Genomic DNA, 25,736 nt, shown 5'->3' with positions numbered 1-25,736 from the left:
GTATGTATCAAATTTTAAATGCTATTGCGCATGGCGTGGTTGGAACCTTCTTGATTGCGATCTGGTTCGTACCGCTCTTCAGGATAACTATATGTGATAACTTTGGAAATGAAATCAAAACGAAAAGGTTGCCATTAGCGTTCTTAATGTTACTAAAAAGTGTTTGGCCGAAAAGTAAGGTTTCATTTATTTGGAAAGGATATAAGAAGCATGAGGATCGGAGATAAGGTATTGTTCTAAAAACAAAAATTCACATAAAGTAGAAAGGATATATCCATTATGATAGATGCAATCAAACGCTGGATTGAAAAGATAAAATCTAGCCCAATTTTGAAACCATTTATTAAGACTAAAATTTGGTTTCAAGAGAATATTATTAAGAGAAAACTCGTCATTTTCTCAATGTTGTTTGTGACTTGGTTAAGTCTTTTGATGGGAGCGATTTTCTCACCACAAAGACAAACATATACCTCAGAACAACTCAAAACAAAGCAGATTTTTGCGAATGGCAGTGGTGAAATGAAACTGGTCAGCCAGGAATATTCACCAGATACTGGAATTATTGTTTTACAATTTGAGACGAAAGATGCTACGACTTCGATAGATCGGGGCATCGATGCCAAACGATTGAAATGGAAACTCTATGCGCAGCATAAAGACTCAAAAATAGAGATGGATGTTGTGCCAATCATTGATAATAAAGTATCAGTTATTATTAAAGGAGTTCCGAAAAATTTTGGCGCATTTGCAATCGATGTGACGAATCAGACAGTCTCTTCTAGCTCAATTGATGTGAATATTTCATCGCCATCCAGTGATTCTAAAAAGGTTTCTCAGAAGAAATCTGAAGAAGATGACACTGTACAATTCTTTGTAACTCCTCAAAATACTCAGCTTGAAATTAAAGCTATTGAGGTTGTCTCCAGAGAAGAATTTACTCTTCAGGAAATAGAAAAAGAGATCAATTTCCAGAATGAACAGTCTCAAAAATTGACAACCTCAATTGCTCAATTAAAGGAATCAATTGAAGATGATAATTCACGAAAAGCGAGTCTTCAAGCAGAAGCAAAATATCTAACAGGTGATGATCTCGAAGCCAATCAAAAGAATATTGCTACGCTGGATACTAACATCGAAACGAAGAATAGAACCATCGAAACAGCCTATAAAAACATTGAAAAGTTGAAGGCTAAATTGGAGTCTTTGGACAAGAAAAAACAGGCAGTTAAAGATGGAACATTTGAATTTTCAAATCCTATTGAAACTGTAGAAATGAATTAAAGTGAGGTAAAATGAAATGAAATCAAAGAAAAGTTTTAAAAAGCTTTACCATGTAATGTTTTTTATAATGATTGATTGTTGCTTCACTCTATATATTTTACTTACTGTGTCGGCCTTTCTTACTTATCAGTGGTTTGTAAATCTTAACTCTTCTACAATTCTTTATTATTACGATACCATGAGTGTACTATGGTTTAGTATTTTAATTTCTACAATTTTGACAAAGATATTATATCGTCCATTGTTAAGCTCTATTTGGTTCCAACCCTTGTGGGATAAGATAAACGATAGTGAATAAAGAGAATGAATCTCCTTAATTTTTGAATTAAGGGGGTTTATTTTTTATGATTGTCCCTTTAAAAAATTTTTTTAGTTATCTTTTATACTAGAATAAATCAAAAAAAGAAAGGCAGAAAAATGAAAGAACAACTTAAATTAGCACCAAGGGAGAATCAATCAGTTAGAAAGCATCGTACTGTATTCACAAGTACAAAAGGTTTGCTTAGAAAACAAAAATGGGTTGCGCTGGATATTGATGAATATGGAATAACCTATCATAGTAATCCAGGGTATAAAGGAGAAATGTTTTCTTCAATGTACCTCGTTCTACAGGAAATTAAAATTAATGAACGTTCTTTCACACTAACCATCAAGAAAAATGATCATGAAGTTTATGTGATTGATTTGAAAAAATTAGATGGCGATTTGTGGAGCAACTTTCAAATTATAAAAGAAAAAATTACCAGCTTTGCAGGAAATAAATTAAGGAAATAAGAAATACGAAATTAGAAAAAAGGAGAAGTAATCATGGCCAAAAATGATTTAAAAAAAATTGATAATCAACTAGAAGAGGCAAAGAAAAGAGTTGCCCTTTTGGAACAGGAACGTAAAGAAGCAGAAGAGAATCTTCAAAAACAAATTGGTAAAATTTATGTTCAAATTCAATTGAAGAAAAATAAAAATCAGTCGTATGAATCAATTTTTGAAGAGTTAAAAATGGAATTAAACCTTATCAAAGAAGATGAAAAAGAACAACGTTTAGCAGCTAAGAAAAATCGTGAAGAAGGAAACTTTCCAGCTGAAAATCAGTCGTAATTTTTGAGTTTTTAACTTCTCAATGAAGTCAAAAATAGTGTAAGTAAAAGTATGTAAAGAAGAAAAACGGTGTAAGTATAACACCTACAAAGTATGTAAAGGTAAGTATAGTGTGTGTGTAAGTAGGTGAAACCGAGAAAATTACCGGTACCGGAAACGTTGATACTATCAACTCCACACGCTTCGTGGGGACAGTTTCCCTTATGCTCTTTTCTAACACAACACACCTAAAAAGGACCTTAGTCCCTCTGTGTGTGTTAGTGTGTTGAAAAACCGCAAAAATAGAACCGTGTCGGTTCGTGATGTTGCGAGGTTGAAGTTTTCTTTTTTGCTTCTTTTGGCTTTTGCTTCGACAAAAGAAAAAAGAAGGGCGCTGTTTTTTAGAAAGGAAAATTTGAAATAATGGCAAATATAAAACAAAATCGAATTGAGATTAGAGGGCTTACTGATGATGAAATTAATTATCTAAAAGCACTCGCAGAAAAAAATAAAGCTAAGTCATTTAATGATTTTCTGCTCTCAATCTGTCGTGAAAAAATTGAATACGGAAAATTTAATCGTGCTCAAGATTTATATGTTGCTCATTTGGAAAATATGAAATTAGCTTCTGACCATGTTCTGGAACAAATGAAAAAACAGACCAGGATACTATCTGAATTTGAAAAAAATGAATCGTTATGGCGATCATATTTCACGTTGGTTAGAGTATGAAGGAGAGGTGGAAAGTGATGCCTAAAGAAATCAAAATCAGAAATATACCTGATGATATGTTTGAACAACTTCGAGATATTTCCAAAAAATATAACTATCCAAGCTTTAATGAGTTTATGTTATCGCAAGTTCAAAATATCGTAATGAATGACGGATTGAATTTGTACAATAACCAATTTGCGGAAACATTATCTGTCATCAAAAAACAACAAAGTCAGATTTTAGATTTGATGTTGAAGAATGAAATTTCTCTTTCAGCTTTAAATGTTAAACAAGATATTGTAAATGATCTAACTACAAATTGGTTACATTTTATGGATGATGTATCTGCACTTGAAGCTGAACGACGGTCAGGTGGTGTTTGAAAATGAAGAAGAATAAATCTCTGTTCATCATTCTCATTTTTCTTGCAATCTTTATCGTACAACCTAACAATTTTAATGCTATCAAATCTGGCTTAACACAAAATGATATCCCGAATCAATTGAACATAGCCGATTCAGCTGAAGAAAAAAATTCCGACTCAAATTTGAATCCTACTCTGAAAAATGATGATTTGAAATCGAAGGAGTATGATGGAAAAAATCAGGTGATTGTCGTCAATGAAAAATCACAATTTACAAAGAGCGAATTGAGTTTAGAAAATGGCAGCTGGGAAAAATATTCTGATCTAGATTTTTTAAATCGTGTAGGAATTGCTGAAGCGATGTTGGGAAAAGATTTGATGTCAACTGAAGATAGAGAATCTATTTCGTCTATCACACCAACAGGATGGAAAAATAAAAAAATAATTTTCAACGGAAAAGAAGATTATTTATATAATCGTTCTCACTTAATTGGTTTTCAATTAAGTGGAGAGAATGCGAATGCTAAAAATTTATTTACAGGTACACGTGCTTTAAATGCAAATTTTGAAGATGAACAATCATCAATGGTCTACTATGAAAATAAAATTGCTAACTACATAAAAAATACGAACCACCATGTCCGCTATCGAGTAACACCTATATTTAGAAATGTGGAATTAGTTGCTAGAGGAGTTCGTATGGAAGCACAGAGTATTGAAGATGATGAGATCTCATTTGATGTATATATCTTTAATATTCAACCAGGATACAAAATCAATTATTTGACAGGATCATCTCAGAAAAATTGAGGAGGGAAAAATGAATCCAAGACTTAGCTTATATTTTAGCGAAGAAACACATGAAAAATTTAAGGCAATAAAATCCTACTTGAAAGAATCGTCTGCTTTGCAGAAACAATATCGAAATAATTCAGCAACGCTTGTCACTTTGATTGAAGTTTTTTATAAACTCTTTATTGAATTAGGAGAAGGAAAAAATTTCTATGAGCGACTGACTCAGCTGGAAAAAAATTTGGGGGATGCCTTTGATTCTGGAAATGACAACAAGGCAATTCATCGTCAACTTGATCAAATTCTCTATTTAACACTAACCAACTTTCATGCTATTACGAAAGATGATTTTGATGTTCAAGATTTGGAATCTATTCATTCACGACTGGATCCTACACAGCATGAATTAATGGCACGGATTAACGATGTTATTCAAGAAGATGTTGCACGTGGTCAAACAATCAAACATTCTCATTGAGGTATAGTAAATGGTAGATGTTGTTAAGATCTATTTAGAAACAGGAGATTTTCATGAAGCGGTGAGACAGTCAGGGCTGCCTACTCATATAGCTCATTTGAAATTGATTAAGAGCGGCTGCCTGAAAATTCAAGATAAAATTCAATATGGTTCTAGGACAGCTAAACTCGGGGGAATGGCCGAGGAGCTTTTTCAAAAGTATGTTCCAGATGCAACGGATGCGAATAAGTATTTCAAGAAAAATAATCCAGTATATGATTTTTGACTAGATGGTCTAATGATTGATGTAAAATATAGTTCATTATATAAAAGGAAAAATGGGAACTCCCATCACTGGCAATTGAGGACAAAAGGAAATCAAGATTTTATTGTCGCCTTTTTAGAACGAGAAAGTGGTTCAGAGTTAGAAAAACCAAATGTTTTATTGATACCCATGCAATTTGTTGAAGAACAAAAAGAATTACATATTTCTCAATCAGGACGGTGGATCAATGATTTTCAAGTTGAACCTGAAGAATTACAACCGTTATTAAAAGACTACGCTCTTTTAAGGAAAAATGGATTATTTTAATTCAAAGAGAGGAAAATAATGAACGTATCTTCTAGTCCAAGTATTACCTCCATGCTGCAATACACTGAAGCAAATAGTGGCTTTGTAGACTACACTAATAGAGATGAAGCTGTTGAGGTTGATAATGAATTAAATTTAGAAACACACAGACAAAATATTGAGTCTCTAACTGAAGATGAACTACAAAAAATCCAAGCTGAAGTTCCAGAAACAAAACTTAATTTCCAGGAATACATCGATTACATGAATCGTTCTTATGCTACTGAAAACCAAAATGAAGAGATGACAGCGATTTTTACAAAAGAAGCCAATTACTTGCAGCGTAGCAAAGTAACTGAATTGAAAAGTAAGTTAGAACAGGCTTATCAAAATGGCTCTCTTCTATGGCAGGGTGTTATCTCTTTTGATAATGATTTTTTGGCCAAAGAGGGATTATATGATCTGGAAACTGGAAAAGTCGATCAGCAAGCTATCAAGTCGGTCATACGTGAAGCATTGCCGAGGTTGATTGAAAAAGAAGGCTTATCTGATTCATCATTTTGGTGGGCTAACATTCACTTGAATACGGATAATATTCATGTGCATTTTGGTTTATCAGAAGTCGAGTCTGCAAGAGAAAAAATTTTCTATCGACCTCGTGGACGAATGGAGTACAGAGGGAACTTTTCCCAAAAAACCATTGAGCGTTTTAAAAGTGATGTTTTTCATGGCCTGTTAAATGAACAGACTAGAGGAATGATTGTTAGAAGAGAACAAATTTTGGCCAATATCAGAAGTGAGTTGATCAATTCTGTCTTTAGAGATCAGAAGGTTCGTTCTTCGGCTGAAAAAAATTTTTTGGAGCAGGCTTACAACCATTTGCCAATGGATAAAAAATGGCGTTATGGATCAAATGCAAGAGATTTTGCAGTCAGTAAATTCTTCATCGACCGCTATCTGGATTCCTATTTAGAAAATGATGGGAAAGAGCTCTATCAAGAATTTCTGAAAGAAACGAAGGACTTCCTAGAAACTTATAGAGGAGCTTATTCAGCTGAAAAAAATCAACCTACGAAAAGATTCGGAAAGTTGATGGTCGTTTTGAGAAAACACAACAGGAGGCTGCAGGCTATCATCTGCAGCAATTAATTGCGAGTCGAGAGAAGGAATTGAGAGAACGACTAGCAAATAAAATTTTGCACCTATTTCGTGAGAATGCTCCTGAAATAGCTGACGTTCGGCTGGAAAAAAATTTGGCCAATTTCTCAGTAAAGAATCAAAAATTAATTTTAGCCCAGGATCCTAACGCAAGTGTCATCAAAACACTAGATTCCTGGAAAAAACTGGGTTATGATTTGAAAGATGGAGCAAAACCTATTGAAATCACAAAACCAGTCTATGCTGCTTATGATAAACACGGAACAGGTTTGGGACGTCCTGAATATGTTACGGAATTAGTTTATGATGTGAGTCAAATGAAAGAAGACTTACTGGAGAAGCAACTTAGTTTAAGAGACTTGTCGCTATTTTCTTCAGCTGATTTGAAAGATCTTGTAGAAGCAGCTAAAAAGAAAAGTGATCGATCATTAAAAGAGCGCCAGGAGTTAGGAACATTTCGCTATGCTTTAAAATTGAGTTTATTGGAGGAAAAACAGAGTAGCTTATTAGTTCGTAAAACTCTTTTTGATCAAATTCAACCACTTGAAACCGATAAGCCATTTGTTGAATTGAAAAAGAAAGAAATTCAACAAAGACTGAAGCTGACTGAATTGCAACTGACTCCAAATTATAAACTAGGTGAAGCAGACCAATCTCTAAAACAATCTCTTGCTAACCAGTTTGAAGATAGTGTTTCATTTTCAGTAGAAAAAGCTGATTCGTTAGCAATTCAAGCACCTATTAAACGTCTGAAGGGAGAATTAGCAGCAGTTCAACCTCTCCAAGATGAAGGAGTGCTGACTATTCTAAAGGGCTATCCTGTTACGAAAGATAGCTATATAGAAGAGCTACAGACCCATATCTTAATTTTTCAGCTGAAACATCAGATTTACAGTCGAAACAAGGAAATTTCACAAACGACTGATCAAGCGACTATTCAAAAATTAAAACAGGAGAATGCGAAAGGATTTTCTGAACTCAAATCACTCTATCAAAAAATATTGCCAGAGGAAGAAAGTAATCAGAAAAGTCAGTTAGCTCAAGCTGTTTCACATAAAATGCAAGAAAGGAAGAACCTGCAAAGAAAAAACGTCCAACAATCCCAAGGTAAAGCAATCATCAATACAGATTTCATGAGAAATTTGACAAACTCTCTTCAAAGGGCCCAACGTGCAAATAAAAAAGCTCTTATGGAACGTGAGAGAAGCGATGAGAGGCAAGAACTTGAGGAAAAAGGGCACAGTATATAAAGGGAGGTACTTGGAGCCAAATAAAAGCCGTGATTTCTCACGGCTTTTTTACAATTCATTATCTGCTTTCATTTCTGCCAAAACCGAAGTAGTCAAGACTTTTTCTGCAAGATCACCCTGCTCAATCTCCTCAGCAGTACAGTAGTATTCGATGATAGGACATTTTTCTAGCAATTCAATATAGTCTCCTCTCACAATATAGAGATATTCGTCTGTCAGTCCCTCGTCTATATCTGCCTCTAAATCTTCTATCAATTCGCTATAGTCGTAACTGAAATGGTAATTACCTTCGTCTATCCATGATTGGACTCTCATAGCGAACTCAAGGCTTAACTTACTAAAATCTTTTTTCCCATTCCTCAAGAGAGAGATAGAACTCTCTTGTATGCCTATTTCTTTTGATAAACGATATGCTGAGACAGCCTTATTCATCAAGACTGCCTCAACTTGTGATGTGTTAATATGCATATACTTCTCCATTATCAGCATATCCAATTTTTTCAACTCCATCAATCGGTTTCATGCCACGCCCCTCTACTAAAATCTCTCCGTCTTTGTCAATCCAAAAATCCCAGCCATCTGCGAATTCTTCAAATGTTTGTTCATCCTTGTAGTCTGTTTCAAAAATACCAATTAGTACTTCTTTTAACTGTCGTTCAACATTACTTTCTGTCTGACCAAAAATATCCTGCATAACTTCTTCATCTGTTAATTGATATTCCTTATCAACTAAATATGTATCTGTTTCAAAAATATCAATAATTGTAATTGGTGAAAGCGGAATGTAATCACCATCAGGAAGATTTATTTTGCTTACAATTTGATAACTTTTACCATCTAGTTTAAATAGAATCCGTGAGCCACCAAAATTCTCTTGTTCAGCTTCAGTCCACAGACGATTATACAAATGTTGCAAATATTTTTTATTGCTTTCCTTAAGAAAGTAATCAAGCGTTCGACTAAAATAAGGATAGTTCTTTGTGTTGCGTTCCCAAAGATATTCAAAATTCACGATTAGTTTATCTTTATATGGTTTAATAAAATTGATTGTTGCAACTCGATATTTATTGAACATATCTCGAATCTCTTGCTCTGTCATACCTTCAACTAGAATTTGTTTTGATGCCATTTTGTTTTACCATGAGAGCCTTTTGCTCTCCCTTTCTTTTTCTATTTGCTTTCTTGTGCTTTCTTTAAATCTTCGATAGCTTTAGTGACCTCATCCCATGTGGCATCCCAATTCGCATCTTCATCAGTGAAGTCAAATTCGATGTCTAGTTCTTCGAGGATTCCCTCATAAAAACTGCGTTCAAAATCATCCCAAAAACTTGAATGGTTCTGTTGCAAAGTTTTAAATCTACTATCAAATAAGGTAGAATAATAGAAAAAGATAGCAGGAGGAATGACGATGAATCATTTTAAAGGAAAGCAATTTCAGCAGGATGTGATTATTGTAGCCGTGGGCTACTATCTTCGTTATAACCTTAGCTATCGTGAAGTTCAAGAAATCTTATATGATCGTGGCATTAACGTTTCTCATACGACGATTTATCGTTGGGTGCAAGAATATGGCAAACTACTCTATCAAATTTGGAAAAAGAAAAATAAAAAATCCTTTTATTCATGGAAAATGGATGAAACGTACATCAAAATTAAAGGAAAATGGCATTATTTGTATCGAGCCATCGATGCAGATGGTTTAACCTTGGATATTTGGTTACGTAAAAAACGGGACACACAAGCAGCCTATGCTTTTCTTAAGCGGTTAGTGAAGCAGTTTGATGAACCGAAGGTTGTAGTCACAGATAAAGCCCCCTCTATTACAAGTGCCTTTAAGAAACTAAAAGAATACGGCTTTTATCAAGGGACAGAACATCGTACCATTAAATACCTGAATAATTTGATTGAACAAGACCATCGTCCAGTAAAGAGACGCAATAAATTCTATCGAAGTTTACGCACTGCCTCTACCACGATTAAAGGCATGGAAGCCATTCGAGGATTATATAAGAAAACCCGAAAAGAAGGCACTCTCTTCGGGTTTTCGGTCTGTACTGAAATCAAGGTATTATTGGGAATCCCAGCTTAAATCATAGATACCGTAAGGGATTTTATTCTTTATTTAAAACTTTGCAACAGAACCCTAGGAAATAATATTTTTCTGAAAAATATTGTGCAAAAAAGTAACGAATGTCTCTCTCATTTCCAATGATTTGTACAGGAGCCAGACTGATTTCAAATTGAAATTGCTTTTTAATCACTTTATTGATTTGGCTAATAATACGATAGAGCGAAGATAAACTGATATAAAATTCTTTACAAATACTTTCAGCTTGACAACCTTCATTAAAAAAGATAAATTCTAAAATCGAAAAATGAGTTGAATGCTTAAAGAAATGATGGTAAACCATTTCAATATCACTATCATCGGTATTAATAATGCGTATACCATTAGTCGAAGAATGAAAAATCAAGTCAGGAAAAGCAGATCTAACATGGGATAGATCATCTTTGACTGCACGTTCTGTACAATTTAATAACTCTGCTAGTTCAGAACGATGAAACCATCGTTTATGTTCAAATAATAATTCTAATAATTCTAATTGCCTATGACTTTTTTAGATAATAAATCTCTCATGAATGTCTTTCTCTCTTTATAAATTATCGGATTTCACCTCTTGCAATTATACCACAAAGAATAGGTATAGCATGCTATAACGACTTTTACTAAGATTCTTTATTTCGTATAATAACAGTACGGAGGCAATATATAAACAATTTTCTCATTTTACCGTCTATTGAGGACATGAATACAGAATCAAATCCAAGTCGAAAGATTATATTTTTAGTTTTAAAAATTATATAATATCAACAATCAAAGAATTTGATTTTTTGAAATTAAAATAATAAAGGAGGGTAGGCAATGTTGTGGTCAATTATTGCTGGAGGTCTTATTGGACTTGTAGCAGGTAGAATCACTAAAAAAGGTAGTTCTATGGGAATCGTCGCAAATGTATTCGCTGGTTTAGTCGGGTCATCTGTAGGACAATCCCTTTTAGGTAGTTGGGGCCCATCCATCGCTGGAATGGCTTTGATCCCATCTATTGCAGGAGCAGCAATTGTTGTTACTGTAGTATCATTCTTTACAGGTAAAAAATAATTACTTGTAGAATAAACTATTTTTAAATAGATTAGACGGGTAAAAATAGTTTAATGTTAAATCGAAAGGATTGTATATGTCAAAAACAAAGAAAATATTTTTAATTATTTTCTGTATTTTAATCTTGACAATTTTCCTTCCTGTTTTGATAGATTATCATCAAGTTAGTGATCTAGGCATTCAGCTATTTAGCTGGAGACAGAATCATTTCGTTGAATTCTATCTCTCTAGATATATATTCTGGGGAATAGTGGCTCTATCAACTTTAGTTTTGTTATCGATGTTAGTTGTGTTGTTTTATCCTAAACGTTATTTGGAAATTCAACTTGAAACTAAAAACGATACATTAAAATTAAAGAATTCGGCAATTGAAGGTTTTGTTAGAAGTTTGGTGAGTGATCATGGATTGATCAAGAACCCAACTGTTCATGTAAATTTACGAAAAAATAAATGTTTCGTTCATGTAGAAGGTAAAATTCTTCCTTCGGACAACATCGCTGACAGATGCCAACTAATTCAATATGAAATAGCTAATGGATTAAAGCAATTCTTTGGTATTGAGCGTCAGGTGAAATTGGACGTCTTGGTAAAAGACTATCAGCCACAGCCTAAAGCTCAAAAGAAAAAAACTGCTAGTCGTGTGAAGTAAGGAAGTAAAAAATGGAATGGCTTAAACAATATCGATATCCAATTATCGCTGGTCTCATAGGCGTATTTCTCGCTTGTTTGATTGTCTCCTTTGGCTTCTTCAAAACAATATTTGTATTGATTTTAGGAGCACTGGGAGTGGCAGCTGGATTATATATCGAAAAAACTATATAGATAAATAACTATCTATATAGAAAATAAATAAGTTAATAATAAATAATTTAATAAAGGAGTTTCCTATGTCAAACGAAAAAAACACTAATGTTAATGTAGAAAAGAAAAATTCTACTGTTGTATCTCAAGATGTTAAAGGTGAACTTACTTATGAAGATAAAGTAATTCAAAAAATCATCGGTCTATCTCTAGAAAACATTTCAGGTCTTTTGGAAATCGACGGTGGCTTCTTCTCTAACTTAAAAGACAAACTTGTTAATTCTGATAATGTAACTAATGGAGTTAACGTTGAAGTTGGGAAGTCACAAGTTGCTGTTGATCTTAACGTTGTAGTTGAATACCAAAAGAATGTTCCTGATCTATACAAACAAATCAAAGATGTTGTTGTTGCTGAAGTTAGCAAGATGACTGAATTGGAAGTTGTTGAAGTAAACGTAAACGTTATCGATATCAAAACTAAAGAACAATACGAAGCGGACTCAGTAAGCCTTCAAGACCGCGTATCTGATGTTGCTGAATCAACTGGAGAATTCGCTTCAGAACAATTTGAAAAAGTAAAATCTGGTCTTGGTAGCGGTGTATCTACTGTTCAAGAAAAAGTTGGTGAAGGTTTCGAAAACGTTAAAAATGCAGCAACTGGAACAGTAGCTCAAGAAAACTCTCGCGTAAAATAATCTAATTAAAAGGAGAATTAATCATGTCAGTAGAAGAAAAATTAAATCAAGCTAAAGGTTCTATTAAAGAAGGTGTTGGAAAAGCCATCGGTGATGAAAAAGTGGAAAAAGAAGGAACAACTGAAAAAGTTGTTTCTAAAGTAAAAGAAGTTGCTGAAGATGCCAAAGACGCTGTAGAAGGCGCTATCGAAGGTGTCAAAAATATGCTTCATAAAGAAGAAAAATAAGGTTTAGACTTTATATATCATTTTAGAACAAAAAAAGAGAACGTTAGTGTACTGACGTTCTCTTTTTTGTTTATAAAAATCTAACTAAATATGAAACTGTATCAAAAGTAATGGTTATTCAGAATATCTTTGGAATCCAAACTTTTTGCATTCTATCTAAACTTTCTCATAATGTATTTCCGTTCTGGTGCTTCAATGATTTCCACGATCCTAAATCCTTCTTTTTGGTAAAGATTGTAAGCTCTTTGATTTGCCTCGAAGACATTTAGAGAAATACTATCTATATCTCCATTTTTAAAGGCCAAACTAAGAAATTTCCTTAAAGCCTGGCTACCTAAGCCTTGCCCCTGTTTCTGGGGATTGATAAAAAATCTTCCAATATGAAGATTGCTGTCTTCTTGCCTGATTTTCTGGATAAGCCCGATAAACTCTTGTCCTTCAAAGATTGAAAAGGTTCCTTCCAAATCTTGCAAAACTTGAATTGTCAAGGGAAAAGGAATCATTGTTCCCATCCATTGTTCTTGAAAGGATTTGCCAAGGGAGTTGGACCATTGGCATAGGAGTTGAGCGTTTTCTATACTCACCTTTTCTTCAAATCGAATTGTCATCTTTGCCTCACCACCTTATCTATGTTTCTCCATTATACTACTTCTCCTATTTTTTACGAATAAATAAGTATGATTGATTTTTATTTTTTTCTTGTCGGGAGCATTCTCGCTTCCTTTCTTGGTTTGGTCATTGACCGTTTTCCAGAGCAATCCATTATCAGTCCAGCTAGTCACTGCGATTCCTGTCAGACTCGCTTGCGTCCCTTAGATTTGATTCCGATTCTCTCTCAGGTACTCAATCGCTTTCGCTGTCGCTACTGCAAGGATCCTTATCCAGTCTGGTATGCCCTCTTTGAACTAGGCTTAGGGCTCCTCTTTCTGCTTTACTCTTGGGAATTACTTTCCTTGAGTCAAGTCATCCTAATCACCGCTGGTTTGACCTTGGGCATCTACGACTTTCGTCATCAGGAATACCCCTTACTGGTCTGGATGACTTTCCAACTAATCCTCATGGCTTCCTCTGGCTGGAATCTGGTCATGATCTTCTTCCTTGTCCTTGGAATGTTGGCTCATTTTATCGATATCCGCATGGGTGCAGGGGATTTTCTCTTTTTAGCTTCCTGCTCTCTCGTCTTTAGCGTAACGGAGTTGCTCATCTTGATTCAGTTTGCTTCTGCAACTGGCATCCTAGCTTTTCTCCTGCAAAAGAAAAAGGAAAGACTTCCTTTTGTGCCTTTCCTCTTACTCGCTGCTTGTGTGATTATTTTTGGTAAGCTACTGCTTGTTTGATAAAGTCCAATTTCTGCCATATGTCCTTCATGAAATTATTTCACAGTTGAATTATAAATTATTTCTTTTGTACAAAGGAATGATGTTATCAAATCGATCTGTTCTTTTATCTTCTTTATACTGATCAAAAAATTTCATTTCGACTGAAAATATTTCGCTTATAAACTGTAAACGAATACTTTGTTTAGACATTATAGTCGCTAGACTGACTAGATGATTACTCAAAACGACGTCCAGAATACTCTTTACTTTGCTTGGTTTTTTAACAAAAATTTGATCATCCAGAGGTTCAATCATTTTGTAACCTTTTTGCGCAATTTGACGATAAAAGTAAGAATGTTGCTTTGGAGTCAATAATCCTAACTTAAAAGCTCGATACTCTAAAGCCTGTATCGAAACATTCAAATCCGACTTCAATAAAATATAACTATCAGGATTGCTGACACGCTTGCCAACCCTCTCTTCAAATTTGACCAAAAACTCTTCTTTTGGCAATAAAAAACATGATGCAAAATAATTTGCTTCTTGCTCCAAACGATCGCCATCTTCATTCATATCTTTATATTTGTGTAAAAGAATATGTCCTAGTTCATGAGCTAAGTCAAAATTTCGACGTACAGATGATTTATTCGTCCCCAACACAATATAAGGTCTTCCCAATTTTGACCATGCGCTATAAGCATCAGCTTGCCCATTAATTAATCGTTCCACGATATAGATGCCTGAACGTTCTAATTTATAAAGCAAATCATGATTATCTTTTGAAATACCTAATTTTTCCCTGGCATAAAGAGCCAATTCCTCAATGGATTCTCCCTTATGATAAGATTCACTCACTACATTACTTAGGTCATGAATTGTAATATTAGGTATAATTACAAAACTTTCAAAATAATCAATCAAACTATCTACCTTATGTAAATACATAGTTTGAATATCTATTGTTTTCCGTGTTGCTAGGTCTGCATTTCTAAAGGCAATTACAGAAGAATCAAATCGAATACTTTCTTCTTCTTGTTCAAAATAAGTTAAATCAACATGAAATTGGTTGGCCAAATGCATTTTGGTTGATAATTTAGGTTTAGTTTCGTTAGACTCAAACTGCCAAATGGCTTGTTCCGTTAAATTAATTCTCTGAGCCAATTCTGCTCTACTTAAACCATTTAACAGCCGTAATTCTTTCAATACCCGACCATTAAACATTTACATACTCCTTACTACTTTTGACCTTCTTGTTTTTCTATTCTTGGAATAATTTCAAAATCTTCTGTTTCCGATAATTCTGAAAAATTAGGAATATCTTGGTATTTAGCTTCTTCGAAATGGTACGAACTTGATTGAATATACTCAGATAAATCTTGAATCAAGTGTAACTGACCAGTTCGTGCATCAGGCATAACAACATCTACAGATATAATATTGTTTGCTGAGTCCGCCTCATAAGTTAAAATCATAAATTTTTCGATATTCGAATTTTTAGTAGCTTGTTCAATTTCTTGAATCATTTCATCAGAAACTAACTCCATCTGAATTGGAAAAGAATGACTATCTTCATCATTTTTATAGGAAGAATGTTGATTAAGATAAAGTGTATTAATCTGAGCATATTCAAATAAGTAGCCACTCTTATTTTTTTGTACCAAAGGAAATTGGTTCGTAAGTCGCTTCTTACCCTTTATAATTAACAATACTTTCCCATATTTTTCTGTATTTGTTTCAAATTCTAAATATCCCCAAGTCTGTCCTGCTAATTGTAATTTATACTCAAACAAATCTGCTGACGCAAATGCAGTATCAATATGATTAGGTCGCGTCCATGCATAACCATTCGACACTATCATTGTCTCTCTTTTTTCTAGACGTTCATCGACATAATCTTTTTGACCTTTCATCAAAGTATCTACAATTTTTGTGCCTTGAGCGAATCAAAGAGATCCTGATTTAACATAATTCTTCCTCCTCCGAATACTTTTTAATGAATTATATCATTTTCTTAAAGAAATTACTACAATAATTAGCTTTTTCTTAAAGTTTCATATCAGAGTAATTTGGCAAATGATATCTAAAACTAGCCTTTCTCCTGCAAAAGAAAAAGGAAAGACTTCCTTTTGTGCCTTTCCTCTTACTCGCTGCTTGTGTGATTATTTTTGGTAAGCTACTGCTTGTTTGATAAAGTCCTGAATCGGCTCTCCCTCGTGGAGAGCTTTTACAATTTTTGAACCGACGATAACGCCATCTGATACCGCATTGAAGCGTTCAACATCGGCTTGACTAGATACACCAAAACCTGTCAAGACGGGGATGTCGGCCACTTGATGCAATTGTGCCAAGTGCTTGTCCAAGTCTGCGCGGTAATTGCCTGATTTCCCTGTCACCCCATTGATAGCAACGGCATAGACAAATCCTTCTGCCCCATCAATCAACTCTTTCTGGCGCTCAATTCCTGTCGTCAAACTAACTAGAGGAATCAAGGCGATGTCTGTATCTGCCAAAAATGGTTCTACAAAGTTGGCATGCTCATGAGGCAGGTCTGGAATAATCAAGCCCTTAACCGCTGTATCTGCCAAATCTTTGACAAAATTCTCCACACCGTACTGAAAGAGGGGGTTGAAGTAGGTCATGATGACAAGTGGAACCTCTGTTTGAATGGTTTTCAAGGTTTCAACCAAAGCCTGGGTAGAGGTCCCGTGGGCTAAACTGCGCAAGCCAGCTTCTTCGATAACAGGTCCATCTGCGACAGGATCTGAAAAGGGAATACCCACTTCAATAGCCGAAACACCCAAATCTTCTAAAAAGTGGATTGTTTCAGCTAGACCATCCAAACCTTTCTCATGGTCTCCAGCCATGATATAGGGAACGAAAATTCCTTTTCCAGTTGCTTTAATAGCATTTAATTTTTCTGTTAGTGTCTTAGGCATGAGCTTCTCCCTTCTTTGCTACATCTGCTTCCAAGCGGTCCTTGACTTGGACTACATCCTTGTCCCCACGACCCGATAGGCAGACAATCATGGATTTGTCTGGTCCAAGTTCTTTGGCCAATTTCACCGCAAAGGCGATAGCATGGCTAGATTCCAAGGCTGGGATAATCCCTTCCACACGAGACAAGAGTTGGAATCCTTCCAAGGCTTCCTCGTCAGTCACAGGAACATAGCTGGCACGTTTGATATCGTGGTAGTGAGAATGTTCAGGACCGATACCAGGATAGTCCAAACCTGCTGAGATAGAGAAGGCTTCATGAATTTGACCATGGGCATCTTGGAGCACATCCATGAGAGAACCGTGAAGAACACCAGGACGACCCTTGGTCAAGGTAGCTGCATGGTGCTCCGTATCCACACCAAGTCCAGCCGCTTCAGCCCCATACATAGCTACTGATTCATCTTCTACAAATGGATGGAAGAGCCCGATAGCATTTGAACCACCACCAACACAGGCTACTAGGGCATCTGGCAGATCTTGTCCTGTCAAGTCACGGTACTGTTGTTTAGCCTCTCGACCGATGACACTTTGGAAGTCACGAACGATTTCTGGGAATGGATGAGGCCCCAAGGCAGAACCAAGGATATAGTGGGTATCATCAATATTAGCTACCCATGAACGAAGGGCTGCATTGACCGCATCCTTGAGCACGCGCGAACCATCTGTCACTGCCTCAACCTTAGCTCCCAAAAGCTCCATACGGAACACATTGAGGGCTTGGCGTTTGACATCTTCCTCACCCATGTAGATAGTACATTCCATGTTAAAGAGGGCTGCAGCAGTTGCAGTTGCCACACCGTGCTGACCAGCACCTGTTTCAGCGATAATTTTCTTTTTACCCATGCGTTTAGCCAGAAGAACTTGTCCCAAGGCATTGTTAATCTTGTGGGCCCCTGTATGGTTAAGGTCTTCACGTTTAAGATAAATCTTGGCTCCGCCGATATGCTGGGTCAAGTTTTTTGCGTAGTAAAGAGGAGTTTCACGCCCCACATACTGGCGCAAAAGTTGGTTTAATTCCTCTTGGAAACTTGGATCTGCCTGACTTTCACGGTAGGCCTTCTCCAACTCCAAAACTGCTGTCATCAATGTTTCTGGGACGAAACGTCCTCCGAATTTTCCGTAAAATCCATCTTTATTTGGTTCCTGATATGCCATTCTTTACCCTCTCTATAAATCTTCTAATCTTTTCATGATCTTTTTGTCCATCTGTCTCCACTCCGCTCGATACATCTACTGCATAGGGAGTAAAGTGTTGAATTGCTTGTACTACATTGTCTTCCTTAAGCCCACCTGCGATAAAGAAGGGCTGATTTAGTCCAGTAGTATCTAGTTGCCCCCAGTCAAAGGTCTGGCCACTTCCTGCCACAGGGGCATCAAAGAGGAGATAATCTGCCTGAGAATGAGGCACATGCCCCTCTCCATCCACCTGCACAGCCTGAATGCTGTCACAGGGCAAATCCTCAAACACATCATCCGCTATCTGACCGTGAACTTGAACCAAGTCTAAACCAACTTTGTCAATAGCTTCTAGCAGTTCTACCCGACTTGGTGAAACAAATACCCCAACCTTTTTTACGTCTGACGGAATAATCTTTGCCAGCTCAGCAGCCTGATCCAAGGTCACCTGTCTTTTGCTAGGTGCGAAGACAAAACCGATGTAGTCGGCTCCTGCTGAAACGGCTGTTTCCACCGCTTCCTCGGTCGATAATCCGCAAATTTTAACCTTTGTCAATCTGCAACTCCTTGATTCTCTGGGCTACATCTTCTGCCTGCATGAGAGCTCTCCCTACTAAAATGCCGTTAAAGTATGGTGCTACTCGCTCTGCATCCTGCCCTGTGAAAATAGCCGATTCAGAAATATACAAGCAATCATCTTTGAAGTGTTTAGCCAAGTCTACACTGGTCTCCAAATCGACCTCAAAGGTGGTCAAGTTTCGGTTATTAACTCCGATAATCTGAGCACCGAGTCTGTGAGCTACCTCTAGTTCAGCTAGATTGTGGGTTTCCACCAAGACTTCCAGACCAAGCTCTGTCGCGTAGTCGTAGAGTTCCTTAAGGCGTTCTTCTGACAAGGCAGCCACAATGAGTAAGATGACTGTTGCACCTGCATTGCGAGCACGGATGATTTGCTTTTCATCGATGATAAAGTCCTTGTTGAGCGTTGGAATCTGTACCTGACTGGAAATCTCCCGCAGATAATCCAAATGCCCTTTAAAGAAAACTTCATCTGTCAGAACAGAAATCATCACTGCTCCGTTCGCTTCATAAGTCTGGGCCTGTTGCACAATATCCACATCGAGATTGATATCTCCCAGACTAGGGCTAGCCTTCTTAACTTCAGCGATTACCTGTAAACGATCCTGGTGATTCTTCAAAAATTCTGCCAAACGATAGGTCTGGCGCAGGGGCTGGATTTGCTCCAGCTCCATCTGCTCAACCTCACGCGCTTTTTGCTCCAAGATTCGTGCTAAAAATTCCTGACTCATTTTTGGTACTCCTGTAACAGTCTGAGTTTTTCAAGAGCCTTGCCACTAGCAATGACTTGACGAGCTAAGGCAACTCCATCCTTGATATTATCTACCTTACCATTAGCATAGAAACCAAGACCAGCATTTAAAACTGTCGTTTCCAAGAATGGACTTGGTTCATTTTTAAGAACGCTGAGCAAAATTTCTGCATTTTCCTGAGCATTGCCACCACGGATATCTTCGATAGCGTAGCGCTCCATCCCCAAATCCTCTGGAGTAAAGCTTGACAAGGTGATTTCGCCATTCTCAAGAAGTGCAATCTTGGTTGTTCCATTCAAACCAGCTTCATCCAATCCTTCTGGCCCAGCAACCACGATGGCACGTTTACGACCCATGTTTTTCAAAACCTGAGCTGTACTTTCTAGAAGTTCTGGACGACTAATTCCAAGAAGCTGTGTTTCCAAAGCCATTGGGTGAATCAGTGGACCAGTCAAGTTCATGATCGTTGGAATTCCCAATTCCAAACGAGCTGGCATGATGTATTTCATTGCTGGGTGCATATTTTTAGCAAAGAGAAAGACGATGCCAGTTTTATCAAAGACCTTACCTAGTTCAGCTGGTTTGAGGTCTAGGTTGATGCCCAAGGCTTGAAGGACATCTGCAGAACCAGATTTAGAAGAAATCGAGCGGTTACCGTGCTTTGCCATATGAACACCGCCACCAGCCAAGACAAAGGCTGCAGTTGTGGAAATATTAAAACTAAAAGACTTGTCCCCACCTGTACCACAGTTGTCCATAGCATCATGAATTACAGTTGGAATATGTTGGGCATGCCCTCTCATGACTTGGGCAATGGCTGTGCGTTCTTCAGGTGTTTCCCCCTTCATCTTAAGAGCTAAGAGGAGAGAAGCAATCTGCGCCTCCGTTACACGCCCAGTTACGATACGCTCAATGACATCCGTCATTTCCACACCTGATAAATTTTCAAATTTTGCTAGTTTTTCAATAATCTCTTTCATCCTAGTTTCCTCACTTTACAACCTTCTCGATAAAATTCCGAATAGAAGACAAGCCATCTGGCGTTCCAATGCTCTCTGGATGGTACTGGAAGCCATAAATCGGTAGGTTTTTATGTTGAATTCCCATGATGGCTTGGTCATCAGTCGAACGAGCTGTCACTTCAAAGTCTTCTGGCATTTCTTCAATCAAAATACTGTGATAACGCATGACTGCACGGCCATCCTCGATACTTTGATACAAAACAGATGGCGCTTCAAAGCTGATATTGCTCTGTTTCCCATGCATGACTTTGGGAGCCAAGCCCAACTTACCGCCAAAGACTTCTGCAATGGCTTGGTGGCCCAAACAAATCCCAAGAATCGGCTTCTTGCCAGCAAAATCACGAATCATGTCTTCCATCTTTCCAGCATCAACTGGCCAACCTGGGCCGGGCGAAAAGACCAGACCATCTGCTTTTTCAGCTTCTTCATACAGCTTGGGATCATCATTTCTCAAGACCTGTACCTCTGCAAAATTCCCAATGTATTGGGCCAAATTATAGGTAAAAGAATCATAGTTGTCAATCAATAAAATCATGGTCTTAGTTCTCCAATTCTAGTCATAGATTTAGCCTTGTTAATGGTTTCTTGGTATTCATTTTGGGCGATGGAGTCGTAGACAATCCCTGCCCCAGCCTGCACATAGGCTGTTTGATTTTTGAGAATCATCGTTCGGATGGCAATGGCGAAATCCATATCACCCGTCGCAGATAAGTAGCCGATTGCTCCTGCGTATACGCCACGTTTTTCTGTTTCCAGTTCATAGATGCGTCTCATCGCTCGAATCTTTGGTGCTCCAGAAACGGTTCCAGCAGGAAGTGTTGCTTTCAAGGCATCCATGGCAGTGAGTTCTGGAAGCAAACGCCCCTTGACCACGCTGGTCAAATGCATAACATAGCGAAAGAGCTCCACTTCCATATACTTGGTGACTTGGACACTGGACGTTTCAGAGATGCGACCAATATCATTTCGTCCCAAGTCTACTAACATCCGATGCTCTGCTGTTTCCTTCTCATCCGAAAGCAGGTCTGTCGCCAAAGCCTTGTCTTCTTCATCCGTAGCTCCTCTTGGTCGCGTACCTGCAATCGGATTGGTTGTTACGATGCCGTTTTTGACAGAAACCAAACTTTCTGGACTGGCACCGATGATTTGATAATCTCCAAAATCATAGAAATAAAGGTAATTAGAAGGATTAGTCACGCGGAGATTTCTGTAGAAGTCAAATGGATTTCCAGTAACTTCTGCTGAGAAGCGCTGACTGAGTACGCACTGGAACATGTCGCCATTACGAATCAAGTCACGAGCTGTTTCCACCATTTCCTCAAATTTTTGAGGAGCGATATGCGGTTTGAAGTCTAACGGAGATAGATCCAAGTCTTCAAATTCATTTGGAGCAGGGATGCGTAATTCCTCAAGCACTTGGTTTAAGGCTTTTTCCAAGTCTTCTTGACTACGCTCACTATAGAGAGCATCCTCGATGACATGAATTTTTTCCTTCTTGTGGTCAAAGACCATGTAACTCTCATAGACAAAGAAATGCATGTCTGGAGTCCCAATTGTATCTTGAGGGATTTGACCAATTTCTTCATAAAGCGAAATCATATCGTAGCCAACAAATCCAATGGCTCCCCCACCAAAAGGGAGGTCTGAATGGTGTTGGCTCTTATGAGTCACTTCATAAAGACAATCCAAGGGATCACGATCAATCACTTGCCCATTTTGATAAAGGACCCCATTTTCAAACTTAATCTCAAAAACAGGATTATAGGCTAGGATAGAAAAACGAGCTGTTTCCTTGTCTCTCGGAATACTTTCTAAAATAACCTTGTGTTGCCCCTTTAGGCGCATATAAGCCAAGATTGGTGATAAGACATCTCCATGAATGATTCGTTCCATTGTATTTTCCCTTTCAGTTCTAATTCTAGTTCGTGACGACTGTATGAAAAATCCCCACGCAAAATAACTTGCGTGAGGACGAAATTCGCGGTGCCACCTCAATTATAGGATTTCTCCTATCTCTCATTCCTGTCTCAGAAACCTCCTGTAACAGGCTGTGCGATAAAGGGCACTCCCTTGAGAATTATGTTTTCTTCTCTCGTTTCAGATGGACCCAACCTTACAGCTTTCTCTGCTTGTTTCCAGTAACCACAAGCTCTCTGTGAGAGAAAAGACTGTAATTTTTCCATCTCTTATTTTTTAGCTTCAAGGTAGTCTGCAATAGCAGCTACATCCTTGTCTCCACGACCAGAGACATTGATGATGATAATCTCATCTTTACTTAGTTTCGGTGCACGTTTAACTGCTTCTGCGATGGCATGCGAACTTTCAATCGCTGGGATAATTCCTTCAGTCTTGCTGAGAAGGAGGAGAGCCTGAACAGCTTCTTCATCCGTCGCAGCGACATATTCCACGCGACCTGAATCTTTGAAGTAGGCGTGTTCTGGACCAACCCCTGGATAGTCCAAACCAGCTGAGATAGAGTAAACTGGAGCTAGCTCTCCATCTTCCTTAAAGACTGCATAGGTCTTCATGCCGTCGACAATTCCGATACTACCTTTTGTCATAGTAGCTGCGTGCTTGTCTGTGTCAAGTCCATGACCAGCAGCTTCGACCCCAACCAATTTAACTTCTTCATCAGCCACATACTGTGAAAAAGCACCAATGGCATTGGAACCACCACCTACACAGGCAATAACGTAGTCTGGTAAACGGCCTTCTTTTTCTAAGATTTGACGACGAGATTCTTCACTGATGACCTTTTGGAATTCATGAACAATTGTAGGATAAGGGTGAGGACCTACAGCAGATCCCAGAACATAGAAGGCTTCAAGGTCATTCATCCATGCTCCAAAGGCTGCATCAACCGCATCCTTAAGAGTTCGTGTTCCCGTTTCAACTGCATGAACAGTTGCTCCCATCATCTCCATACGGAAAACATTGAGACGTTGACGTTCCACATCCTCTGCTCCCATGTAGACATCACAGGCCATCCCAAACTTGGCTGCAGCCGCTGCTGTCGCAACACCGTGCTGACCAGCTCCTGTTTCCGCAATCACTCGTTTTTTGCCCATACGTTTGGCAAGAAGGATTTGTCCTAAAACGTTGTTGAGCTTGTGAGAACCAAGGTGGTTCAGGTCTTCGCGCTTGAGATAAATCTTAGCGCCACCTAAGTGGTCTGTCAAACTTTCCGCAAAATAGAGCGGTGTTTCGCGACCTGAATAGTCCTTTAAGTAATGGCGAAATTCTGCCAAAAATTCTGGATCATCCTTATACTTGTCAAATGTCACTTCCAACTCATCTAACAAAGCCTGAATCGGCTCCGGTACAAAACTACCACCAAATTGTCCAAAATAACCTTTAGTTGTCATAAAATTTTTCCTCTTTCTGTATGAATCCGGCCTTTTTGTTTGCTTTTAGTAGTAGGAAGGAGCTGCAGATAGAACTCAAGTTCATCAAAGCGACTTAACACCCTAATAAAAGATAAACAAAACGACGGATAGAAAAAAGCCCACACACAGAATTAAATTCCGTGTGAGGGCGTTGGTAACGCGGTGCCACCTCAATTATAAAGGGACTATCCCTTTACATCTCTGCCTTGTCTAACAACAAGTTGCACTGTAAGGTGTGCGCACCGAATTTTCATTGTTTCAAATTCATTTTTAAAATCAGCCCACTTTCACTACTTTCAACCACCTGTTCACAATCACCACAGGCTCCCTGAAGATCAAAAATAGTTACTTTTCTGATTTGTTGAACTTATTTTAATACTTTGTTTTTTCTTTGTCAAGACTTTTTTACGATTTTTTTGAAAGATGTGTGATTCGAATGTGATAATGTCTTTAGTAAATCGAACGTGAAAATGTCCCACTTGTTGGAAATTGGATCCAACTCAATAGAAACTGAATAGATGCTAAACAGAACTTACTTTAGAACACTCCATCTTTTCCATTAGGATTTTCAAGAATTAAACAATACTAGAAACTCTGTCTCCTAACAAGTTTAGTAGAAACTTCAACAGATGTGACACTTTCCCCCTTTATAATTGCTAATACCCCTTCAATCATTTCTTGAGCTAATTTAACATAATTAGGAGAAATTGTAGATAAAGCAGGAGTGTAATACTGTGAAATTGGAATATTATCAAATCCAACAACGGATATATTATCCGGAATCGCTATTCCTTTTTCGTAACACGCACGAATTAGTCCCTGAACTTTTTCATCGCCTGAAACAAATATAATATCTGGATAATTTCCAAAAGACAAATCATTCACAGCAAAGGAATAAACTGACTCTATTGTAGTTAAACCATAAACTACCTTCAAATCCATAGAATAATTATTATCCTTTAAAAAAGTTCTCACTCCTCTCTCTCGATCCTTATTTACATAAGACTCACCTCCCATAAGTAACCACATATCTTTAAAATTCTTTTCCAAAACTACTTTCATCATATCATAAGTAGCTTGAAAGTTATTGTTAGATACGTAAACTACTCCAGGTGTTTGAGACTCTCCAAAGACAATGAAAGGCATATTATTTTTCTTTAAATATTGGATTCGAATATCATTCTCCCCCTCATAAAAGACAATCACTCCATCTACAAGGCTACCAATACTTGAAATAATTGAATTACTAATCGAATCTTCCTCTCCAAAATATTCAACAATAGCATTTACTCCAAATTGTCTACAAGTTTGTAAAACTTTATCTAAAAGTGTTTGAAACCAGATTAAAGGAAAAGAATCAATCTTCTTCACAGATATTAAAATATTCGTGGTTTCTTTCTTCGTTAAATTCTGAGCATAGGCATTTGGAATATAGGATAACTCATCGATGACTTTTTTTATGGCATTATAAGTCTCAGGTTTTACTCTATTCCCTCCATTTATTACACGTGAAACTGTCTTTGGAGAAAAACCAGACAAACGTGCAATATCATATATCGTTACCTTTTTCCCTTTTTCCATTAAAATACTCCTGTCATAAACCTTCACTATAACTATACAATATTTAAATTATTTTAACAAGAAAATTACATTCTAATCTTTTAATCTAGTTTACATCTGGAGGAAATACTTCACTAAATCTACATTAACTTTCAGTACTAGTAACATAAATTTTACAATTCAATTCACTGTTTTGTACTATTTTGTAAACTGCATTACAAATCACCGGATAAGAAAATACACTACCTGAAAATTCCAAGGAATCATTTTCAGTAAATCTTTCTGTATTTAGAAATGTATTCATTATCTGTTCAATATAACACTCTAATATGGGAACAGCTTTCTCCTTAACAATAACATTTCTAAGCATTTCTTCAAATGGTAAATGACAAGCGAACACC

28 protein-coding genes, 6 pseudogenes and 2 other annotated features are annotated in these 25,736 nt (G+C 37.2%); of the genes and pseudogenes, 18 read left to right on the top strand and 16 right to left on the bottom strand.

Annotation, left to right across the window (positions count from 1 at the left end; genetic code table 11):
* The first annotated feature begins 2 nt into the window (after positions 1-2).
* The 10 genes and pseudogenes from STYK_RS02675 to mobP2 all read left to right on the top strand — a co-directional run bounded on the left by STYK_RS02675 (position 3) and on the right by mobP2 (position 7,661).
* Positions 3-227 carry a multidrug transporter MATE gene (locus STYK_RS02675; protein ID WP_261805178.1) on the top strand — a complete coding sequence of 75 codons (225 nt, stop codon included), beginning with the start codon at positions 3-5 and terminating at the stop codon, positions 225-227.
* Between the two features lie 52 nt (positions 228-279).
* Positions 280-1,281 carry a hypothetical protein gene (locus tag STYK_RS02670; protein WP_261805177.1) on the top strand — a complete coding sequence of 334 codons (1,002 nt, stop codon included), beginning with the start codon at positions 280-282 and terminating at the stop codon, positions 1,279-1,281.
* A gap of 417 nt (positions 1,282-1,698) precedes the next feature.
* A complete protein-coding gene (locus tag STYK_RS02665) occupies positions 1,699-2,055 on the top strand; it encodes a hypothetical protein (RefSeq protein ID WP_261805176.1) in 357 nt (118 codons plus the stop codon).
* A 33-nt stretch (positions 2,056-2,088) separates the two neighbouring features.
* Entirely contained in the window at positions 2,089-2,376 is a 288-nt protein-coding gene (locus STYK_RS02660) for a hypothetical protein (protein WP_084939918.1), read from the top strand.
* Between the two features lie 402 nt (positions 2,377-2,778).
* Positions 2,779-3,112 (top strand): annotated as a pseudogene (locus STYK_RS02655) (hypothetical protein).
* Positions 3,105-3,452: a hypothetical protein gene (locus STYK_RS02650; RefSeq protein WP_049510603.1), complete on the top strand. Its 348-nt coding sequence runs from the start codon at positions 3,105-3,107 to the stop codon at positions 3,450-3,452. The pseudogene STYK_RS02655 and the gene STYK_RS02650 overlap by 8 nt, the downstream one beginning before the upstream one ends.
* A 2-nt stretch (positions 3,453-3,454) precedes the next feature.
* The gene (locus STYK_RS02645; RefSeq protein WP_261805175.1) at positions 3,455-4,243 is read left to right on the top strand and encodes a DNA/RNA non-specific endonuclease; all 789 of its coding nucleotides are present in this window, start codon (positions 3,455-3,457) and stop codon (positions 4,241-4,243) included.
* Between the two features lie 10 nt (positions 4,244-4,253).
* On the top strand, positions 4,254-4,703 hold the full coding sequence (locus STYK_RS02640) for a hypothetical protein (protein ID WP_261805174.1): 450 nt from the start codon (positions 4,254-4,256) through the stop codon (positions 4,701-4,703).
* Positions 4,704-4,713: 10 nt separating this feature from the next.
* Positions 4,714-5,274: pseudogene (locus STYK_RS02635) on the top strand (hypothetical protein).
* Positions 5,275-5,292: 18 nt separating this feature from the next.
* Positions 5,293-7,661 (top strand): annotated as a pseudogene (gene mobP2, locus STYK_RS02630) (MobP2 family relaxase).
* Between the two features lie 48 nt (positions 7,662-7,709).
* On the opposite strand, the gene STYK_RS02625 reads toward mobP2, so the two are convergent.
* From STYK_RS02625 to STYK_RS02615, 3 genes are read right to left on the bottom strand one after another with little or no spacing between them, the layout of a single operon-like run.
* Positions 7,710-8,129 carry a hypothetical protein gene (locus STYK_RS02625; RefSeq protein ID WP_261805173.1) on the bottom strand — a complete coding sequence of 140 codons (420 nt, stop codon included), beginning with the start codon at positions 8,127-8,129 and terminating at the stop codon, positions 7,710-7,712.
* Positions 8,119-8,790: a hypothetical protein gene (locus tag STYK_RS02620; protein ID WP_261805172.1), complete on the bottom strand. Its 672-nt coding sequence runs from the start codon at positions 8,788-8,790 to the stop codon at positions 8,119-8,121. Before STYK_RS02620 ends, STYK_RS02625 begins: the two co-directional genes overlap by 11 nt.
* 41 nt (positions 8,791-8,831) lie before the next feature.
* A complete protein-coding gene (locus STYK_RS02615) occupies positions 8,832-9,008 on the bottom strand; it encodes a hypothetical protein (protein WP_261805171.1) in 177 nt (58 codons plus the stop codon).
* 61 nt (positions 9,009-9,069) lie between these two features.
* Between STYK_RS02615 and STYK_RS02610 the strand changes: the two genes are divergently transcribed.
* Positions 9,070-9,750, top strand: coding sequence for an IS6-like element IS1216 family transposase (locus STYK_RS02610; protein WP_001015311.1), 681 nt, complete (start codon positions 9,070-9,072; stop codon positions 9,748-9,750).
* A 55-nt stretch (positions 9,751-9,805) separates the two neighbouring features.
* On the opposite strand, the pseudogene mgaSpn reads toward STYK_RS02610, so the two are convergent.
* A pseudogene (gene mgaSpn, locus STYK_RS02605) lies at positions 9,806-10,299 on the bottom strand (virulence factor transcriptional regulator MgaSpn); the annotation flags it as partial.
* Between the two features lie 285 nt (positions 10,300-10,584).
* On the opposite strand from mgaSpn, the gene STYK_RS02600 reads away from it, so the two are divergent.
* The 5 genes from STYK_RS02600 to STYK_RS02580 all read left to right on the top strand — a co-directional run bounded on the left by STYK_RS02600 (position 10,585) and on the right by STYK_RS02580 (position 12,544).
* A complete protein-coding gene (locus STYK_RS02600; protein WP_049522036.1) occupies positions 10,585-10,821 on the top strand; it encodes a GlsB/YeaQ/YmgE family stress response membrane protein in 237 nt (78 codons plus the stop codon).
* Between the two features lie 76 nt (positions 10,822-10,897).
* Positions 10,898-11,470, top strand: a complete 573-nt coding sequence (amaP, locus tag STYK_RS02595; protein ID WP_261805170.1) for an alkaline shock response membrane anchor protein AmaP — start codon at positions 10,898-10,900, stop codon at positions 11,468-11,470.
* Between the two features lie 11 nt (positions 11,471-11,481).
* Entirely contained in the window at positions 11,482-11,643 is a 162-nt protein-coding gene (locus tag STYK_RS02590) for a DUF2273 domain-containing protein (protein ID WP_000455067.1), read from the top strand.
* A gap of 65 nt (positions 11,644-11,708) precedes the next feature.
* Entirely contained in the window at positions 11,709-12,317 is a 609-nt protein-coding gene (locus STYK_RS02585; RefSeq protein WP_049497563.1) for an Asp23/Gls24 family envelope stress response protein, read from the top strand.
* 23 nt (positions 12,318-12,340) lie between these two features.
* On the top strand, positions 12,341-12,544 hold the full coding sequence (locus STYK_RS02580; RefSeq protein ID WP_049497560.1) for a CsbD family protein: 204 nt from the start codon (positions 12,341-12,343) through the stop codon (positions 12,542-12,544).
* A gap of 152 nt (positions 12,545-12,696) precedes the next feature.
* On the opposite strand, the gene STYK_RS02575 is transcribed toward STYK_RS02580, so the two are convergent.
* Complete coding sequence (locus STYK_RS02575) at positions 12,697-13,152, bottom strand: GNAT family N-acetyltransferase (protein WP_261805169.1); 456 nt, start codon at positions 13,150-13,152, stop codon at positions 12,697-12,699.
* A 69-nt stretch (positions 13,153-13,221) separates the two neighbouring features.
* Between STYK_RS02575 and STYK_RS02570 the strand changes: the two genes are divergently transcribed.
* Complete coding sequence (locus tag STYK_RS02570) at positions 13,222-13,881, top strand: prepilin peptidase (RefSeq protein ID WP_261805168.1); 660 nt, start codon at positions 13,222-13,224, stop codon at positions 13,879-13,881.
* Between the two features lie 51 nt (positions 13,882-13,932).
* Here STYK_RS02570 and STYK_RS02565 read toward each other — a convergent pair whose 3' ends face one another.
* Positions 13,933-15,084 (bottom strand): spr1629 family repressor/antitoxin, encoded by a 1,152-nt coding sequence (locus STYK_RS02565; protein ID WP_000481755.1) that lies wholly within the window; start codon positions 15,082-15,084, stop codon positions 13,933-13,935.
* 14 nt (positions 15,085-15,098) lie between these two features.
* A pseudogene (locus tag STYK_RS02560) lies at positions 15,099-15,829 on the bottom strand (spr1630 family ClpXP-sensitive toxin).
* 120 nt (positions 15,830-15,949) lie between these two features.
* On the opposite strand from STYK_RS02560, the pseudogene STYK_RS02555 reads away from it, so the two are divergent.
* Positions 15,950-16,051, top strand: a pseudogene (locus STYK_RS02555) (prepilin peptidase); the annotation flags it as partial.
* Here the strand turns inward: STYK_RS02555 and trpA are convergent.
* The 9 genes from trpA to STYK_RS02510 all read right to left on the bottom strand — a co-directional run bounded on the left by trpA (position 16,023) and on the right by STYK_RS02510 (position 25,356).
* A complete protein-coding gene (gene trpA, locus STYK_RS02550) occupies positions 16,023-16,799 on the bottom strand; it encodes a tryptophan synthase subunit alpha (protein ID WP_261805167.1) in 777 nt (258 codons plus the stop codon). The pseudogene STYK_RS02555 and the gene trpA sit on opposite strands and share 29 nt — an antisense overlap.
* The gene (gene trpB, locus STYK_RS02545; protein ID WP_261805166.1) at positions 16,792-18,015 is read right to left on the bottom strand and encodes a tryptophan synthase subunit beta; all 1,224 of its coding nucleotides are present in this window, start codon (positions 18,013-18,015) and stop codon (positions 16,792-16,794) included. The genes trpA and trpB (STYK_RS02545) overlap by 8 nt, the downstream gene beginning before the upstream one ends.
* Positions 17,993-18,592, bottom strand: coding sequence for a phosphoribosylanthranilate isomerase (locus STYK_RS02540; RefSeq protein ID WP_042768741.1), 600 nt, complete (start codon positions 18,590-18,592; stop codon positions 17,993-17,995). The genes trpB (STYK_RS02545) and STYK_RS02540 overlap by 23 nt, the downstream gene beginning before the upstream one ends.
* Entirely contained in the window at positions 18,579-19,346 is a 768-nt protein-coding gene (trpC, locus tag STYK_RS02535; RefSeq protein ID WP_261805165.1) for an indole-3-glycerol phosphate synthase TrpC, read from the bottom strand. Before trpC ends, STYK_RS02540 begins: the two co-directional genes overlap by 14 nt.
* Positions 19,343-20,347 carry an anthranilate phosphoribosyltransferase gene (gene trpD / locus STYK_RS02530; RefSeq protein ID WP_261805164.1) on the bottom strand — a complete coding sequence of 335 codons (1,005 nt, stop codon included), beginning with the start codon at positions 20,345-20,347 and terminating at the stop codon, positions 19,343-19,345. The genes trpC and trpD overlap by 4 nt, the downstream gene beginning before the upstream one ends.
* Before the next feature lie 10 nt (positions 20,348-20,357).
* Positions 20,358-20,924 (bottom strand): aminodeoxychorismate/anthranilate synthase component II, encoded by a 567-nt coding sequence (locus tag STYK_RS02525; protein ID WP_223336281.1) that lies wholly within the window; start codon positions 20,922-20,924, stop codon positions 20,358-20,360.
* Entirely contained in the window at positions 20,921-22,282 is a 1,362-nt protein-coding gene (gene trpE, locus STYK_RS02520) for an anthranilate synthase component I (protein ID WP_261805163.1), read from the bottom strand. Before trpE ends, STYK_RS02525 begins: the two co-directional genes overlap by 4 nt.
* A 71-nt stretch (positions 22,283-22,353) precedes the next feature.
* Positions 22,354-22,579 (bottom strand) — a binding site (T-box leader).
* A complete protein-coding gene (gene trpB, locus STYK_RS02515; protein ID WP_000208440.1) occupies positions 22,576-23,754 on the bottom strand; it encodes a tryptophan synthase subunit beta in 1,179 nt (392 codons plus the stop codon). (Overlaps the previous feature by 4 nt.)
* A 162-nt stretch (positions 23,755-23,916) precedes the next feature.
* Positions 23,917-24,140: a binding site (T-box leader), on the bottom strand.
* A gap of 220 nt (positions 24,141-24,360) precedes the next feature.
* A complete protein-coding gene (locus STYK_RS02510; protein ID WP_000410752.1) occupies positions 24,361-25,356 on the bottom strand; it encodes a LacI family DNA-binding transcriptional regulator in 996 nt (331 codons plus the stop codon).
* Positions 25,357-25,736 lie beyond the last annotated feature (380 nt).

Source organism: Streptococcus toyakuensis, assembly GCF_024346585.1.
Lineage (GTDB): Bacteria > Bacillota > Bacilli > Lactobacillales > Streptococcaceae > Streptococcus > Streptococcus toyakuensis.
This window is presented reverse-complemented; position numbering and strand designations above follow the sequence as displayed.